The organism is Myxacorys almedinensis A (assembly GCF_010091945.1).
Lineage (GTDB): Bacteria > Cyanobacteriota > Cyanobacteriia > Leptolyngbyales > Leptolyngbyaceae > Myxacorys > Myxacorys almedinensis.
Map to the genome: position 1 here is coordinate 306,910 of NZ_WVIE01000001.1, position 17,185 is coordinate 324,094.

Sequence of the window (17,185 nt, forward strand, 5' to 3'; positions counted from 1 at the left end):
ATACCAGGAGAAGCAAGGAACGGCTTTAGCAACGCTTTGCACGGAAAAACAAGTCAACCGTCAGCCTGAATTGGGTGAATTACTCGTCTCTCCACTACGACCCCCTAAGCGATTATGTTTGCTGAATTTTTTATTAGACGACCTGTTTTCGCTTCCGTTTGTGCCATTATCATCGTGCTGTTGGGTGCAGCGAGCATCCCGACGTTACCGATCGCGCAATATCCCAAAGTTGCGCCCACTCAAGTTGTGGTCACCTCAAACTACACCGGGGCGAGTGCAGAAGTGGTGGAGAACACGGTGACCAACATTATTGAGCGAGAAATTAACGGGGTGGAAGGGCTGCGCTATCTTGAGTCGAGCAGCAGCAACTCAGGAACGAGTACGATCACCGCCACCTTTGAGAGCGATCGCAACGAAGATTTAGCCGCGATCGATGTGCAAAACCGCGTATCTCGCGCCGAACCACAACTGCCCGAATCGGTGCAGCGCACGGGCATATCGGTGAACCGCAGCAATAGCGGATTCCTGCTGGCGATCGGCATCTTTGCTGAAAATAACGCGTACGAACCCCTCTTTCTGAGCAACTATGTCGATCGCTACGTGATCGACGCGATCCGGAGAATTCAAGGCGTTGCTGAAGTGCAACTTTTTGGCGAACGGCAATATGCCATGCGGCTGTGGCTCGATCCGCCCCGGCTAGCTGCTCGCAGCCTCACCCCGCAAGATGTAGTGAATGCGCTCAGTGACCAAAACGTGCAGGTAGGAGTCGGGCAACTCGGGCAACCCCCAGTTCGAGATAATCTGGAGTACCAGATTGATTTAGAAGCGCGGACTCAATTTACCGAGCCGTCGCAGTTTGAGAACCTAATTCTCAGAGCCGAGGACAATGGTTCGCTGGTTCGCCTCAAAGATGTGGGACGGGTGGAACTGGGAGCAGAAAACTATGGCTCGTTTTTGCGCTACCGAGGGCAGGATGCTGTAGGAATCGGAGTCTCTCAATTGTCCAACAGCAATGCTCTTGAGGTTGCCGATCAGGTCAAGGCGGAAATGGCTCGGTTGCAAACCACGTTTCCCCCAGGGATCAAGTATGAAGTTGCGTTTGACACAACAAGTTTTGTGAGAGCCTCTCTAGAGGAAGTGATCATCACCCTCTTCATTGCTGTTGCCTTGGTAATTTTGATCATCTTTCTTTTTCTTCAAGATTGGCGAACCACGTTAATTCCATCGATTACAATTCCGGCAGCGTTGATCGGCACCTTTCTATTCATTCGGGGTTTCGGATTTTCCATTAATTCGTTAACGCTGTTTGGGCTGACCCTAGCCACGGGGATGGTGGTTGACGATGCGATCGTGGTGGTCGAGGATATTGGTAAAAAAATCAAAGAGCAAGGGATGCGCCCGCGCCAAGCTGCGATCGCAGCCATGCAAGAACTATCGAGCGCCGTCGTTGCCACGTCTCTTGTGTTGATGGCGGTCTTTGTTCCGGTCGCCTTTTTTCCTGGCATTACCGGAGCCTTCTATCGCCAGTTTGCGCTAACGATCGCCTTTTCGATCGCCGTTTCAACCTTTCTAGCCTTGACGCTAACGCCCTCCCTCGCGGGGTTGTTATTGCGTCGAGATCAGCATCCTCCCCGATGGGCAAACTGGTTTTTCATCCGGTTCAATCGAGGGCTAGACTGGCTGCGGCGGGGTCATCAGTCGATTCTGGGCTACCTTGTCCAGGTTAAAGGTTTGGTTGTCGGAGTCTTTGTTGTGCTGCTGGGCATTACAGCCCTGCTTTACATTCAGGTTCCCACTGGCTTTTTGCCCGAAGAAGATCAGGGCTATTTCATTACGATCGTTCAGGCTCCGGAAGGCGTTTCGCTTAGCTACACCGATACAGCCATTCGCAAAATCGAAGAGAAACTGCTGCCCCTCGATGAAGTGGTAGGAACCTTTGCAGTGGGAGGATTTAGCTTTAGCGGCAACTCCTCTAATACGGGAATTATTTTTACGACGCTAAAACCTTGGGCAGAGCGTAGAGGCAAAGATCAATCGATTCAAGCCTTGATTCAGACCTTAACTGCGGAACTCTCGACGATTCCAGAAGCTCTGATTTTGCCCATCAACCCCCCGGTCGTGCAGGGGTTGGGTAACTTTGGTGGCTTTACCCTAAAACTGCAAGATCGGCGCAGTGGCGGTGAACTAGACGGATTGGTGCAAACCTTGGGGCAGGTGCTAGGGCAAGCCAACCAAACCGAAGGACTCCAGGGCGTATTTAGTACATTTTCTGCCAACTCCCCGAAGTATCAGATCGACATCAATCGCGAGATGGCTGAATCGCTGCGGGTTTCGGTAGGCGATATTTTGCAGACGCTGCAAACGGCGATCGGGTCTCAATATGTGAATGATTTCACGTTAGAGCAGCGCAATTATCGCGTGTATGTGCAAGCCGATCAGCAATATCGCACTAAGCCAGAAGACATCAATCAGCTTTACGTGCGATCGGCAACCGATCAAATGATTCCGCTCAGCAATCTAGTAACGCTGACCCCAACGACATCTCCTCAAACCATCACGCACTATAATCTGTTTCGGGCGGTCGAAATTACGGGCAACCCTGCCCCAGGCTATAGCTCAGGAGATGCGATCGCAAAAATGCAGGAGGTTGCCCAATCGTTACCTGCCGGATTTAGCTATGAATGGTCGGGCTTGTCTCTCGATGAAATTGAGTCTGGATCACAAGCCCCATTGATCTTTGGGTTGGGGCTGGTGCTGGTGTTTTTGGTCTTGGCGGCGCAGTACGAAAACTATGTCGATCCGATCATCATTTTGTTAGCCGTTCCCTTAGCAATTCTAGGGGCGTTGCTCGCTCAATCTTTGCGCGGGCTGCAAAACGACATTTACTGTCAGATTGGGCTAGTGATGCTGATTGGCTTATCGAGCAAAAATTCGATTTTGATTGTTGAGTTTGCCAATCAATTGCGGGGCAAAGGGTTGTCGATTACCAACGCGGCGTTAGATGCGGCTCAAGAGCGGTTACGCCCCATTCTGATGACGGCTCTATCGACCTTGCTCGGCATTTTTCCGTTGGTCATTGCCACAGGAGCCGGGGCAGGAAGCCGTCAGTCGTTAGGAACAGCCGTGTTTGGCGGCATGTTTGTAGCGACGTTCTTGAGCTTGTTTATCACGCCGATTCTTTATATTGTGATTGTGTCGCTATTGTCGCGGTTCCGGGGTCGTAAAGCGGTGCCGCAACCCCTAGAAGAGACGCCCGAAGTTACTTCCTCGGATCGATATTAGGGTGCGATCGCAGAAGGGCTGAAGTTGCTAAACCCAAACAACTCAACATTAAATTTACTGGTAACTTGGAGTGCTTTTGAAAGCGAAACAGTCTAGATATTTAACACATCTGTTGCCCGTTCTAAGGCTCAATCAGCTTGGCTTTCGACTGGATCAATTTACCCATCAAGCAGTATCCAAACGCAGAACTTTGGGCACTAGATGGTCGGCTCTACCGTAACGCTGTAAAAAAAAGGGTTCGATATAAATCTGCTGAGCACCTGAGTTTCGGCAATTTCCCTTTGAAGAGGTGTAAACACCGATCTTCCCAATGGCGCTAGCTTCTCTACAATAGCGGTATCGAGATCTAGACGTGACGACAGAGGGGAACGCGATGCAGCCAACCGATCCCAATAAATTTACCGAAAAAGCCTGGGAAGCGATCGTTCGCACTCCAGAAATTGTCAAGCAATCGCAGCAGCAGCAGATCGAAACGGAACATTTGCTCAAGGCACTGCTTGAACAAGATGGACTCGCCACCAGCATTTTTAACAAGCTTGGTGTGAATGTACAGCAGTTGCGCGATCGCGCCGATGAATACATCAACCGCCAGCCCAAGGTATCTGGCAGCGGGTCATCTGTTTATTTGGGGCGCAGTGCCGATACGTTGCTTGATCGATCTGAAGATTACCGCAAACAATTTGGCGATGATTTTATTTCTATAGAGCATATGCTGCTAGGCTATGCCAAAGATGAGCGGTTTGGCAGAGCATTGCTCACCGAGTTTAAAGTCGATGAAACGAAACTAAATGATGCGATCGCGCAGGTTCGGGGTAATCAAAAAGTGACAGATCAAACGCCTGAAAATAAGTACGAATCGTTAGAAAAGTATGGACGCGATTTGACCGAGTATGCTCGGCAAGGCAAACTCGATCCGGTGATCGGGCGGGATGACGAAATTCGTCGCACGATTCAAATTTTGTCTCGGCGCACCAAAAACAATCCAGTGCTGATCGGTGAACCGGGGGTGGGTAAAACCGCGATCGCGGAAGGTCTTGCTCAACGGATCATCAATGGGGATGTGCCAGAATCGTTGCGCGATCGCAAGCTGATTGCCTTGGATATGGGGGCCCTGATTGCGGGAGCAAAATATCGCGGCGAGTTTGAGGAGCGCCTAAAAGCGGTGCTTAAAGAAGTAACCGACTCGCGTGGCGCAATTATTTTATTTATCGACGAAATTCATACCGTCGTGGGGGCTGGGGCAACCCAAGGTGCCATGGATGCCGGAAACCTGCTGAAGCCGATGCTGGCGCGGGGAGAGTTGCGCTGCATTGGGGCAACGACGATTGATGAGTATCGCAAGTACATTGAAAAAGATGCTGCCCTCGAACGGCGATTTCAACAGGTGTACATCGATCAGCCGGATATAGAAGACACCATTTCGATCTTGCGCGGTTTGAAAGATCGCTACGAGATCCACCACAATGTGAAGATTTCCGATGGCGCGTTGGTCGCGGCGGCAACCTTGTCTGCCCGCTATATCAGCGATCGCTTCTTGCCCGACAAAGCCATCGACCTGGTAGACGAAGCGGCAGCCAAACTCAAAATGGAAATTACGTCCAAACCTGAAGAGTTGGATGAAGTCGATCGTAAGATTCTGCAAATGGAAATGGAGCGCCTGTCGCTAAAAAATGAATATGACCCGGCATCGCGCGATCGCTTAGAACGGCTTGATCGAGAACTTGCTGATCTCAAAGAAGAGCAGAGCCGATTTAACGCCCAATGGCAGGCTGAGAAAGGCATTATCGATCAGTTGCGGACGCTGAAAGAAGAAATTGAGCGGGTCAATATCGAGATTCAGCAAGCCGAACGCGATTACGATCTCAACCGCGCCGCCGAGTTGAAGTACGGCAAACTCACCGATCTCAACCGCCGATTGCAAGAAGCAGAGACCCAACTTTCGCAGACGCAGAAAAGCGGAAAAACTTTGCTGCGCGAGGAAGTGACCGAATCGGATATTGCCGAAATCATTTCTAAATGGACGGGCATTCCGGTGAGCAAACTCGTTGAATCGGAGATGCAGAAACTTCTGAAACTGGAAGATGTGCTGCATCAGCGCGTGATTGGGCAAGATGAAGCGGTGACTGCCGTGGCGGATGCGATTCAGCGATCGCGCGCAGGACTTGCCGACCCAAACCGCCCCACGGCAAGTTTTATCTTCTTAGGTCCGACGGGGGTTGGTAAAACCGAACTTGCCAAAGCGCTGGCGTCCTTCCTGTTCGACACCGAAGAAGCCATGGTGCGAATCGATATGTCGGAATATATGGAGAAGCACGCGGTTTCTCGGTTGATCGGTGCGCCTCCGGGCTATGTAGGCTACGAAGAAGGCGGGCAACTTACCGAAGCAATTCGGCGGCGTCCCTATTCGGTGATTTTGTTTGATGAGATTGAAAAAGCGCATCCCGATGTGTTTAACGTGATGCTGCAAATTCTTGATGATGGTCGCGTTACTGATTCTCAAGGTCGCACGGTAGACTTCAAAAACACAATCATCATCATGACATCAAACATTGGTTCGCAGTATATCCTGGAGTATGGCGGCGATGATGCTCGTTATGAAGAGATGCGATCGCGGGTGATGGAGGCGATGCGATCAACGTTCCGTCCAGAATTTTTGAACCGAATCGATGACACCATTATCTTCCACAGCTTGCAGAAATCTGAACTCCGCGAAATTATCAAGATTCAGATCAAGCGGTTGGAGCAGCGGTTGGCAGAGCGCAAGATGTCGCTTAAGTTGTCGGATGCGGCGCTCGATTTCTTGGCAGATTTGGGCTTCGATCCGGTCTATGGAGCGCGTCCGCTAAAACGGGCAATTCAGCGAGAGTTGGAAACTGCGATCGCAAAGCAAATTCTCCGGGGCGAATATACGACTGGCGATACTATCTTTGTAGATGTCGGTGAAACCGAGCGGTTAGAGTTTAAGCGATTGCCTTCTGAAGTGCTAACGACGCAGTAGTTGAGTTAATCTGCTTCTTTCATCCTGTCATACAAGACATGGTTGCCCTTGTTCTTTTGCCCTCTCTTTTAAGAGGGGGCAAATTACGATGTAGTGCAATTAATAACTGGCTCACCAAACAATTGAATTGAGTATGAATTAAGCAGCACTTTGCGGTCATTTATTTAACCTGTCAAAAGAAAGAATCTGCATAACAACTTTCGACAACAGAACCTCTGTCTGGGGAGCGATATGACCCATAAGTCAGATCAAGTAAAAATAGAGTCATAAATCTTACGGAGATTGTAGTCTATGAAACTGAATTATTTTGCAAAGCAGATGTCAACGGTAGCGCGCTGGATGGCAACTACCCTGTTTTGCCTCTTTGCGATCGCCTTCGTTTGGCAGGGTGCGTTTTTCTCAAATATGGCTGCGATCGCGGCTCCTGCTGATATGCTAATCGCATCGTCAGACGCAGGCAGCCAGGCTCAAAATAAAGCTGCCAAAGACGCCAGAGAAACGAAAGGATTTGTTCGCGATGCGGCAGATAAGGTTGAGCAAACTGCAAAAAGCAATGCCAAGCGAGTTGAAAACGCAACTGATGGCGATGGGAGCTTTGTTGAGCGCAAAGCCAAGAAAGATGCGGCTCGCATTGAGAAAAGAGCAGAAGAAGATGCTGCCCGGACTCAGGGCGCAATCGATAACACCAAGAACGCTGTCGAAAGTGCGATCGATAACATCAAGGGTGCTTTTAGCAACTAGATATTGATTCTCTATCAGTTTTTAATTAATGGAAGAATTGATCGAGAAACTAGCGGAATGAAAGCGATTTTGCTGTTCATTCCGCTGTTTATTGATTTGGTTATTAACTGTTAACAACTCGTCCATTTTTGCCATAATTAACCACCTCGAAGCTGAAGATAAGACCATCTAAAGATAACCATCTAAAACTATTGTCCAAACCCTACTTCATAGCTCCCATTGTGTTCTTCCAAGCAAGCTCTCTGCACAACACAATTAGGGCACGTTCTTCGGCTCCTTTGAACAGTTTAGATTGAATCAATTCTTCTAATACCTGATGGGTGAGTTGAGCAGAAAAGGTGCCGCCACAGCGTAATAAATGGCTGTAATAGCAAAACTGCGATCGCCCCTCTTGATTGAGATGAAACTGATGAATTTCTTCCGTGGTCATCCGATGCACTTGGGTATTTACCGGAACCACGACGCGAGGAATTCCCTGAATTCCATAGGTTCGATTGGTCGGTGTGACCTGAACAGCGCCAACCAAGACCGTCCACAGCAACGTCCTTACTTCCTGAATTTGGTCGGGCGTAAACATTGGATCAGGCTCACTCGTCAGCCGCACTCCCGAACTCAGAAATGCCGGATTAAGCAACTGTGAATTGTAGACAATGCCGATCGCCCAATGGCGATGGCTTCCTCCACTATGCGGCTCGTCTTCTAGCTTTACAAACGTCCCAAAGCCATAATCATCCGCTTGTGGCGCGTTAATAAAATCCATTTCATCATCGACTTGCACCACATAATCGCAGTGAGAATTTGACTTAACGACTTTGCCTAAACGCATGGTTCCGTTGCTCCATTCTTCAAGGCATTTTACAGCGATGCGAGGTTTTGTACTACACGCAAGAGAAAGGACTTGTGTCTCTAAATAGAAATTTGGTCTTAATTTCGATGCGATCGCAGTCTTTTTAGGCGCATTTACGATCGCCATCACCCCTGCGCGGCATTTTGGTCGCGTCCGCAATCGATCGCTTTTTAGCTCGTGCAAATCGGGATCAATCCATTTAGGACGGTTCCTTCCTCAAGGTAATCGCATTTAAAACCTAACTTTTGCGTTCGGGTCTGACATGACGTTGGTTCGCTAGATCGCAGTCTTCAATTATGAAGCGATTTGCCCCAACGAAGGGCTTGAGGTCAGCATTGATCAGGCTCAGGTTTGTCGGGCAGGTCTTCGCGAGGTTCTGACTTTTCCTCGCGATCGTGTCGCCCAAACGTTCTCGAAATCACCGTATCGATGAAATCTGTCATGGTTTGCGATAGGGCTGAGGGCAGGTTGCGGTAAAACCAACGGTGCACATACGCCAACGTGGCAAGATCTACTTCCCGACGGTTAAAAATTTCTCGCTGAAGATCATCGAGCCGCTCCAGTGCTTTCTCTCTCCATTCGTTTGGGGCTTCGGCATTCACCTGCTCTACCAGATGGGAAAAGTCGTCGTGCAGCATAGACAAGTCTTTTTCCTCTACTTCCACTTCATCGATGCTTTCAATACTTTCAATGCCTTGCTGAAGATCAATCCCATGCCCATTTTCATCTTTTAGGGGGCTGAGCTTCAATTTTTCGTCCATTTCTTTGGCACGCCGAAGCTGGTTGAGCAAGTCCCACGCTTGCTCATTGTCAGGCTCAATCTCTAGGGCATCTTGCAGGCGAGCAAACGCCTCATCAAACTGCCCCATATCTCTGAGTTCCTGGGCATAGTTATAAAACGCCTTGACATAGGCATCTTTGACCCGCACCGGATCGAGCAAATAGGCGCGCTCGTAATATGCGATCGCGCTGGGAAACTGCTCTAATTCTGCCAAGGTTGAGGCGAGTTCTAACAGCGCTTTAAAGTGATTTGGATTGAGTTTTAAGACGCGATCGAGCAGGGTAACGATCGCGGGGGTGGCTCCGTGCAGTTCGCGATCGCGCAGTGCTATCTCATACAGTTCATGAGCTTGACGACTCAGCATCCCCAGTTCTTTGATTTCCTTGCGAATCGGATGGCGGCTTACCAACCATCGGCGCACCAGTTCGATCGTCACCCGATAGCTGGCAAGGCTGGGCGGCATCGTCGCCGATCGAACCCAGGGGCGACGAGGCGTGGACGCTTGCAAAAATTTCCAGTTCACCAAATTGGCAATACTGCGGCGAATCTCTTCGGTAACAATCACGCCGTGCTCGCGTAACAAGTCTAGCGGTTCTGTCTCCGTAAAGTCTAAAATCAAATCGGTGGGATGAGCCGCTAGCTTCAGTTCTGGAACTTCCGCTGCCGCCGAAAACACCACTCGCTCTGGCAACGGAATGCCGTCCCAAAACCAGGCTAGCCCCCCTTCCCCAAACTCGATCGCTTGATCCACAATTTTTCGCACATCGTCTCGAATCACTTTCCATCGCCCTTCCTGACGCGCGTTGACAAATAGCGAGAAACAAAGCAACTGCGTGAAGTAGGGATGACCCGCAGAAAGCTCTAAGATTTCGTCGATCGCCCCTGGAAAGTACTCTAAAATTTTTCCAGCCGGTTTCGTAATCAGCTTTTCGGCACTGCGACGATCAAGCCGCCCCACTTCCTGGTAGGGTGCTTCTCGGAACAAGCTGAGCAGCGATCCCAGGTCTGTCAGTTGCCGCCCCACCACCGGAATGATGTATAAATCCCGGTGCTGATAGACTTCTGACTGTAAAAAGGGGAAAAGATGACCCGCCGCATCTTTCATATCGGGGCGGTAGTTGCCGACGGCATCAAACTCATCGAGCAGCAGCACAATATTCTTCACGCCTAGCGCCTCGCGCAGATCGGGCAAGAAGCGATCGACAAACAGTTGAGGCTGCTCGGTCAACGCTGCGATCGTGGGGACATCAACGCGATCGCTCACCCGCTCAAAATAATCTAGCGAGTCTCGTGCAAGCTCGTGCAGCACCACCCCGATCGGCTTGCGGCTATCTCCTTCGAGCGACAGCGGCACAAACTCAAAATCCTTGAGCTTTACAAAGTTTGGAATCTGCGCCAACACAGACGACTTACCGATGCGGCGCTGCCCATGGAGCAAAATCACCTGCGCCCCTTGCAGCAAATTATCTTCGATAAATTCAAACAGGGTCTCCCGCCCGAAAAACATTTCCGGTTCCACAATGGGACGACCAATAACATAAGGATTTCTGCGCCCGAATGAATCGCTCATATAAATAATGAAAAGTATCTATCTGGTCGATCTATCCCTGGACAAAGCCCCTGGGCAATGCTGCCGAGAGCTTTCCTAACCACGCCAGAATCGAGGGCACTGCTTCTCGGTTATCCCACAACCACCGAATCGCGGTTGTCACATTCTCGGCTTGGCGGTGGCTCATCAGGTTGAGAAAGAGCTTTTGCCGCGCTTGCAAACTGGCTTCGTCCCTGTTGGCAATTTCCTTAACAACCCACCATTCCATAAGAGACGAGGCAAACTGATAGACCTTCTGACCGTCATCCCCCTGACAAACAATCACTCCACGCTCCTCTAGATCCATTAATTCTCGCTCTTTTTGGCTGAAAATAATATCCACATCGCCCAAATCGTAACGTTTATCGAGGATTCGACCCTTGAGGTTAACCAGACCAAGTAACATAAGTAACGTCTGTTCCGTGTCATTCGACAAATCCCAAATGTCCTGAAAATAGTGTTCCGTCATTTGGCGAAAATCTTTCGCAAAGGCATCCGCATCGGGGACGTGCCCTGCCCGGAGTTCTCGATATAACAAAAACCCAGCATTTTGCAACAGTGCCGGATTGCCGTCTGCAACCTCGTGAATGCCGTCTCGCAGGGCAGGAGTCATGGGCAATCCGCCTAGCAATCCTGCGATTTCGGTGTTTGTAAACGGTTTAAGTGGCTGAAATAAGTAGTGGTTATACCAGGGAGAACCATCGGGCTTGAGTTTGGGTCCCAGTTCGTTTAACCGGCGCAGCGACGTGACGACCATCGAGAGAAACTGCCGCTCTCGCGAATGGGAGGCAAGGTTGCGGCACTCGCTCAAAAATACCATGATGTCTTGATCCCCATAGCTTTGATTGGGGCGAAGCGCGGCATCGTAATCATCGACCAGCAGCAGCAAAAATCGATCGCGCTTGCCGATCTCTCGCAAAATACTTCTCAAACAGTCTTTACTCGTTGTCTCTGCGTCAAGATATTTTGTCGCTTCGGCTTGAATGTCTGGCTCATCGTCAAGCTGTTCTTTGAGAAGAATAAACACTTCTCGCCAAAAGTGGGTTGCTGTAAACGGTTGGATGCTTAGACAACTGAGCATAACAATGACCGCCTTCGAGGGATCATGCGATCGCAGTGTCCAGGCGTGAGGCGAGGCGAGCAGTTCTAGAAACGACGATTTTCCGATCCCTGGACCGCCCCACAGCGCCAAATTACTCCGGCTAAAGATTTGATCGAACGCCGTTTCGATCTCGCTGGTGCGCCCGATAAATTTGAGCGGCGGGACGGGGCGACCCACCACGTAGGGATTTTGCGGAAGTCCAAAACTGTCGGTCATGAGCTACGCGATGTCCTATTTCAGCAGAATGTCTACGATCGTAGCTCTATCGTTCCAACTCTGTCAGTCATTTCAACGCGCTCAGTACCCGGTGACCCCTTCATGGTGAAGTAACCAGCGCTTCCGCTCTAAGCCCCCGGCATAACCCGTTAGCGTCTGATTTGCGCCAATGACGCGATGGCACGGCAGCACAATGGCGATCGGGTTGAGCGCGTTGGTCATGCCCACGGCGCGATAGGCAGTTGGTCGCCCGATCTGGTGGGCTAGTTGCCCATACGTCCAGACGTGCCCTACTGGAATCGTTCTCAGCGCCAACCAAACCTGCTGTTGAAACGGCGTTCCGCCCAAGCTAACCGGAAGCTCATCTAAGCTAGAGACGTTGCCCTTTAGGTAAGACTGAAGGGCATCGCCGATCCCCTGGGGATTTGACGTGGGCACTAGCCTCACATGCCCAAATCGCTGCTCAAGCCGTTGCCTCATCCGCGCTTCATAGTCAGAAAAATCTACTGCACAGAGGCTTTCGCCATCTGACACCACGAGAATTTGACCCAACGCGCTGGGAATCTGATCAAAGCACAATTCCTTGGGTTGAGCCGAGTGGGCTTTAGATCTGATCGCAGCCTGAGCCATAAGATCGCCTTAAACGCTGACGCTATTATGATGGGCGGTTTCTACCTCACGGGGCTTACCCACCGGAGCAATGCCTGCCAAATCGAGAACTTGGGGAATCAGATCTTCTCGCTTGACAGCCATCATGTGGACGCCCTGACAGAGATCTTTGGCAAGTAAAACCTGTTCTGCCGCGATCGCAACTCCTTCTAATAGCGGATCGCTAGCGCACTCTAGCCGCTCGATAATCGACTCTGGAATATTCACCCCAGGCACCGCCCGATTGATAAACCGAGCGTTCTTGGCAGATTTTAGCAAAAAGATGCCAGCAAGAATCGGTTTTCCGGCACCGTTGGCAATTTCTGTCATAAATTTATCTAACCGATCAAAATCTGTAATCAACTGGCTCTGGAAAAACTGTGCCCCTGCTTCTAGCTTGCGCTCAAATCGCTTCTGCAACCCTGACCAACTGCCACACTGGGGATCAACGGCGGCTCCAGAGAATAGATCGGTTGCGCCATCGGTCAGGGGTTGATCGTTCCAATCTAAGCCGCCGTTGAGCTTCCGAATCATCGTTAACAAGCGAACGGATTCAAGCTCAAACACGCCGCGTGCCGTGGGATGATCGCCCGCCTTGACCGGATCACCCGTCAGCGCCAGCACATTCCGAATGCCCAACGCGTGCGCGCCCATCAGATCCGCTTGGAGGGCAATGCAGTTGCGATCGCGGCAGGCTACTTGATAGACCGGCTCAATGTTTTGCTGCAACAACAGCGCCGCCGACACCAGCGACGACATCCGCATCACCGCCCGACTGCCATCAGTGATATTGACGCTATGCACTCGCCCTTTTAGCATCGTCGCCATCGCCAACATGTGGGATGGATCGGCTCCCTTGGGAGGAGCAACCTCCGCCGTAATCAAAAACTCGCCAGCTTCAGCCGCCGTCCGAAACGCGGAAAGCGGAGCTTGACCGTAGGATTGGGCAAATCGGAAGTTTGTCATGAACGATAAGGGATGGAGTGCTTGCTCTAGGGTATCGGTCAATGATTCAAAAGGTGAAGAAATCGTCCGAAACTTTTACAGGAAATTAATCTGGTAGTTGGTTAAGGGGGGGAGATGGGGTAGTTAACTCAACTCTCAACTACTCAAAATTGACGCTCTACTAGCTCGCTCAAAGGTGATAGAGATGACGTCTAGCTAGGAATGGTGTATCCCATTGCCGTTTTAGCCTTGTTGAGCGTTTGGTTTGCGATCGCACGGGCTTGGTCGCGCCCCGATCGCAAGACGGTTTCTAAGTATCCTGGATCTTTCATAATGGCATCGTACTTTTCTTGGATCGGGTTGAGCGCCGCGATCGTAGTTTCTGCCAGCAACGGCTTAAACTGCCCCCACCCCATATCCTGGCACTCAGCCGTCACCTCGTCTTTGCGCTTGCCTGAGAGCAGCATATAGAGCGTCAGCAGATTATTGCACTCTGGGCGCTCCGCATCCCCAAAGGTTAGTCCCCGGATTGGATCGGTCTTGCAGCGCTTGATTTTGGTTTGAATCACATCAGGCGGATCGAGAAGATTGATGCGGCTCAACTCTGATGGATCAGACTTCGACATTTTTTTTGTGCCATCGGTGAGGCTCATCACCCGTGCCCCTTCTGCCCGAATCAGTGGTTCTGGACGTTTGAGCACAGGAGCTTTGGAGGTGGCAAACTTGTGGTTAAAGCGATCGACAATATCTCGTGTAATCTCTAGATGTTGCTTCTGATCTTCTCCGACCGGCACTTTATCCGGTTCGTATAGCAAAATGTCTGATGCCATCAACACGGGATAGGTCAAAAGTCCTGTCCCAACGTCTTGCCCTTGTTTGATGGCTTTTTCTTTAAATTGGATCATGTCTTCTAACCAATTTAAGGGAGTAACACAACTCAGTAGCCAAGCAAGCTCGGTGTGGGCAGGCACATGGGACTGAACGAAAATTGTAGTGTGGTTGAGATCTAACCCGCAGGCGAGGTACACTGCCGCCATTCGATAGGTGTCTGCGGCTAGGGTAGACGGGTCGTGGGGAACGGTTATCGCGTGCAAATCTGCCAAAAAGAAGTAATTTTCATAGTGGCGTTGCGCCTCGACCCAGTTGCGAATTGCTCCTAAATAGTTTCCTAAATGCAGATTGCCTGTCGTTTGAATGCCGGAAAGAACTCGCTGCTTGGTCATAAACGTGAAGGGTGCTTAGAAGAGACGATCAATACTCATCAATACTTAATAGTATTGAAAGATGGGAATCGGTGGGTGAAATGAAGCCGAAACTCCCTGCTTTTCCCTACTCTTTATTAATCTTTTTCCTACTTTTTATTAATAATAATGTGAGTTTGATATTGCAACTTAGATTCGGGAGAGTAGGGGAGTTGAGAGTCTATTAGATGGCTAATGCTGAGAGTTCGATCGTGACTTACAATAGATGTCTGTCTTATCTGAAGATCATCCTGCCGTGATTCTCAGCCTCGACTCTCAGCATATTGTGAGCATTCAAGCTCATGCCACCCGCACCTATCCCGAAGAGTGCTGCGGTTTGCTGCTGGGCACGAGTGACCCCACTGGGAAAACCGTCATGGACGTTCGAGCGACGAACAACATTTGGAGAGAGGAAGCCCAGTCTGACCTAACGAAGAAGCGCCGTTATTTGATTCCACCTGAAGAAATGCTGGTGGCAATGAAACACGCCCGGACTCTTGGGTTGGATATCATCGGTATTTATCACTCTCATCCTGATTGTCCGGCTGAGCCTTCAGAGTGCGATCGCGCCGCTGCTTGGCAGCATTACTCGTATCTGATCGTCTCTGTCCCCCAAGGTAAAGCAGGCGATGTCCGTAGCTGGAGCCTCACCGATCAACAGGTGTTTTCCGAAGAAGACGTGTTGATTTTCCGGGGCAGTCCCTAGCACTCTGTTCATCTCAGCAAACGCACCATGCTAAATCCCAATCTGGATCAGATCCAGTTAACTCAAGATGATGTTTCGCGCTATTCGCGCCATTTGATTTTGCCGGAAGTTGGTGTTGAAGGGCAAAAACGCCTCAAAGCGGCCAGCATTCTGTGTGTCGGAACGGGAGGACTCGGTTCTCCACTTTTGGTTTATCTGGCAGCAGCGGGAGTGGGGCGGCTCGGAATCGTAGATTTTGATATTGTCGATAGCTCAAATTTGCAGCGTCAGATTATTCATGGCACCTCTTGGGTCGGTAAACCTAAAATCGAGTCGGCTAAAAATCGGATTCTAGAAATTAATCCTCATTGTCAAGTGGATCTCTATGAAACGAGTTTCAGATCTGACAATGCTTTAGACATCGCTCAGCCCTACGATATTGTGATTGATGGCACGGACAATTTTCCAACGCGATATTTAGTCAACGATGCCTGCGTGATGCTGGGCAAACCCAACGTCTACGGGTCTATTTTCCGCTTTGAAGGACAGGCAACGGTTTTTAATTACGAAGGCGGACCCAACTACCGCGATTTGTATCCCGAACCCCCGCCCCCCGGACTGGTTCCATCGTGTGCAGAGGGCGGCGTTTTGGGCGTGCTGTGCGGCATTATTGGAACTATTCAAGCGACCGAAGCAATCAAGATTATTTTGGGCACCGGAACCACGTTGAGCGGTCGCCTGTTGCTCTACAATGCGTTAGAGATGAAATTCCGAGAGTTAAAGTTACGACCGAATCCAGAACGCCCGGTGATTGATAAATTGATCGATTACGAAGAGTTTTGCGGTATTCCGCAAGCGAAAGCGGCTGAAGAACAGGAGCGTAAAAACGTGCAAGAAATATCTGCAACGGAGTTAAAACAACTCCTCGATCGCGGTGCGATCGGAACAGAGTATGTTCTGCTTGATGTCCGCAACCCGAACGAAGTTGAGATCGCCAAAATTCCTGGCTCTGTCTTGGTTCCCTTGCCTGACCTTGAGAACGGATCGGGCGTTGAAAAGGTGAAAGAATTGCTCAATGGACACAAGCTGATTGCTCATTGCAAAATGGGCGGACGATCGGCGAAAGCGTTGGCAATTCTCAAAGACGCAGGCATTGAAGGAACCAACCTGACCGGCGGCATCACCGCTTGGAGTCGCGATGTTGATCCCTCTGTGCCTGAGTATTAAGTTCCACTTGTTGGGGCAGTGCTCCCGTGCCTGCCCTGATCAATCGTCGGGTCAATCCGAGCATGCGCCAGAATCTCTCATCAGTCTGATTCAAGCGAAACCTCAAGTCTAACTGGCATTTTTGGCTTCATCGCCATTCAACCTGCCTAGGACGGACTTCAAATTTAGAACGCGCACGGAAGAAATAGACTTCAAACTCAAAGAAAAATTAGCCTGTCCCAGAATCAATGGATTGAACCGATGCTGTCGCCGCTCTATATTTTGCTGTTGCTAGGTGATGAGTCGGGCAGTTGTCGCATTTTTGATCCTGCGAAGAGTTATGCGGTAATTTCTGCTAGTTCGACGTATGATGAAGCGCAACATTGGCTGTTGGAAGACGAATACGAACCGATCGAAGGACGGCTTTCTGCCTCTGAGTTGTAGATGTTGATTGTGCGATCGCGCCTAAAAGTTAAATGAAAAGCATGAGGATAATCTTCCTCCTTTATCAAGCGGGTACACCCTATCCAGCATCCATTATGGTTAAGGGAGGAGGCGCGATCATGTGACACGCTTTTAGTTGCTGATGCGATCGGGGTTAATAGTAGTCAAATAGACGCATAGTTCTGGGTCTTCTTTCACCATAAACGGAGAAATAGCCATAACAAAACTGAGAGGACTAGCACATCCGTTCAAGCAACAGATTGACTCCAGATAAAACGTGATGAGAACCTTGAAAGCTCTGCTTATACTATCGTGTGTTTGCTTCACATCTTGCAATGTGCAATCTTCTTAGCAAATTATGGGATCGGCTCCCATGGCAATTACGATAAACTGCTCAAAAATTTGTAATGTTTGTGTCTAACAAATAACGATTAGCGGTTCCATTCATCTCTTAACTGATT

At 50.0% G+C, this 17,185-nt stretch carries 12 protein-coding genes; 6 read left to right on the forward strand and 6 right to left on the reverse strand.

Features of this window, described 5'->3' with window-relative positions; genetic code table 11:
• The first annotated feature begins 114 nt into the window (after positions 1-114).
• The 3 genes from GS601_RS01400 (at position 115) to GS601_RS01410 (ending at position 7,021) form a co-directional block, all read left to right on the forward strand.
• On the forward strand, positions 115-3,282 hold the full coding sequence (locus GS601_RS01400; protein ID WP_162421395.1) for an efflux RND transporter permease subunit: 3,168 nt from the start codon (positions 115-117) through the stop codon (positions 3,280-3,282).
• A 373-nt stretch (positions 3,283-3,655) separates the two neighbouring features.
• Complete coding sequence (gene clpB / locus GS601_RS01405; protein ID WP_162421397.1) at positions 3,656-6,280, forward strand: ATP-dependent chaperone ClpB; 2,625 nt, start codon at positions 3,656-3,658, stop codon at positions 6,278-6,280.
• 291 nt (positions 6,281-6,571) lie between these two features.
• Positions 6,572-7,021: a hypothetical protein gene (locus GS601_RS01410; protein ID WP_162421399.1), complete on the forward strand. Its 450-nt coding sequence runs from the start codon at positions 6,572-6,574 to the stop codon at positions 7,019-7,021.
• A 202-nt stretch (positions 7,022-7,223) separates the two neighbouring features.
• Here GS601_RS01410 and GS601_RS01415 read toward each other — a convergent pair whose 3' ends face one another.
• The 6 genes from GS601_RS01415 to trpS form a co-directional block, all read right to left on the reverse strand.
• Positions 7,224-8,051 carry a DUF8166 family protein gene (locus GS601_RS01415; protein WP_338016930.1) on the reverse strand — a complete coding sequence of 276 codons (828 nt, stop codon included), beginning with the start codon at positions 8,049-8,051 and terminating at the stop codon, positions 7,224-7,226.
• 146 nt (positions 8,052-8,197) lie between these two features.
• Positions 8,198-10,219: a tetratricopeptide repeat protein gene (locus GS601_RS01420; protein ID WP_162421401.1), complete on the reverse strand. Its 2,022-nt coding sequence runs from the start codon at positions 10,217-10,219 to the stop codon at positions 8,198-8,200.
• A gap of 31 nt (positions 10,220-10,250) precedes the next feature.
• Positions 10,251-11,555, reverse strand: a complete 1,305-nt coding sequence (locus GS601_RS01425) for an ATP-binding protein (protein ID WP_162421403.1) — start codon at positions 11,553-11,555, stop codon at positions 10,251-10,253.
• Positions 11,556-11,636: 81 nt separating this feature from the next.
• Positions 11,637-12,185, reverse strand: coding sequence for a methylated-DNA--[protein]-cysteine S-methyltransferase (locus GS601_RS01430; RefSeq protein WP_162421405.1), 549 nt, complete (start codon positions 12,183-12,185; stop codon positions 11,637-11,639).
• A gap of 9 nt (positions 12,186-12,194) precedes the next feature.
• The gene (locus tag GS601_RS01435; protein ID WP_162421407.1) at positions 12,195-13,169 is read right to left on the reverse strand and encodes a methylenetetrahydrofolate reductase; all 975 of its coding nucleotides are present in this window, start codon (positions 13,167-13,169) and stop codon (positions 12,195-12,197) included.
• 191 nt (positions 13,170-13,360) lie between these two features.
• Positions 13,361-14,371 carry a tryptophan--tRNA ligase gene (gene trpS / locus GS601_RS01440; protein WP_162421409.1) on the reverse strand — a complete coding sequence of 337 codons (1,011 nt, stop codon included), beginning with the start codon at positions 14,369-14,371 and terminating at the stop codon, positions 13,361-13,363.
• Between the two features lie 244 nt (positions 14,372-14,615).
• Here trpS and GS601_RS01445 point away from each other — a divergent pair, with 244 nt between their 5' ends.
• The 3 genes from GS601_RS01445 to GS601_RS01455 all read left to right on the forward strand — a co-directional run bounded on the left by GS601_RS01445 (position 14,616) and on the right by GS601_RS01455 (position 16,724).
• Positions 14,616-15,095 carry a M67 family metallopeptidase gene (locus GS601_RS01445; RefSeq protein ID WP_162421410.1) on the forward strand — a complete coding sequence of 160 codons (480 nt, stop codon included), beginning with the start codon at positions 14,616-14,618 and terminating at the stop codon, positions 15,093-15,095.
• A 27-nt stretch (positions 15,096-15,122) separates the two neighbouring features.
• Positions 15,123-16,301 carry a molybdopterin-synthase adenylyltransferase MoeB gene (moeB, locus tag GS601_RS01450; RefSeq protein ID WP_162421412.1) on the forward strand — a complete coding sequence of 393 codons (1,179 nt, stop codon included), beginning with the start codon at positions 15,123-15,125 and terminating at the stop codon, positions 16,299-16,301.
• A 240-nt stretch (positions 16,302-16,541) separates the two neighbouring features.
• The gene (locus GS601_RS01455; RefSeq protein WP_162421414.1) at positions 16,542-16,724 is read left to right on the forward strand and encodes a hypothetical protein; all 183 of its coding nucleotides are present in this window, start codon (positions 16,542-16,544) and stop codon (positions 16,722-16,724) included.
• Positions 16,725-17,185: the final 461 nt, after the last annotated feature.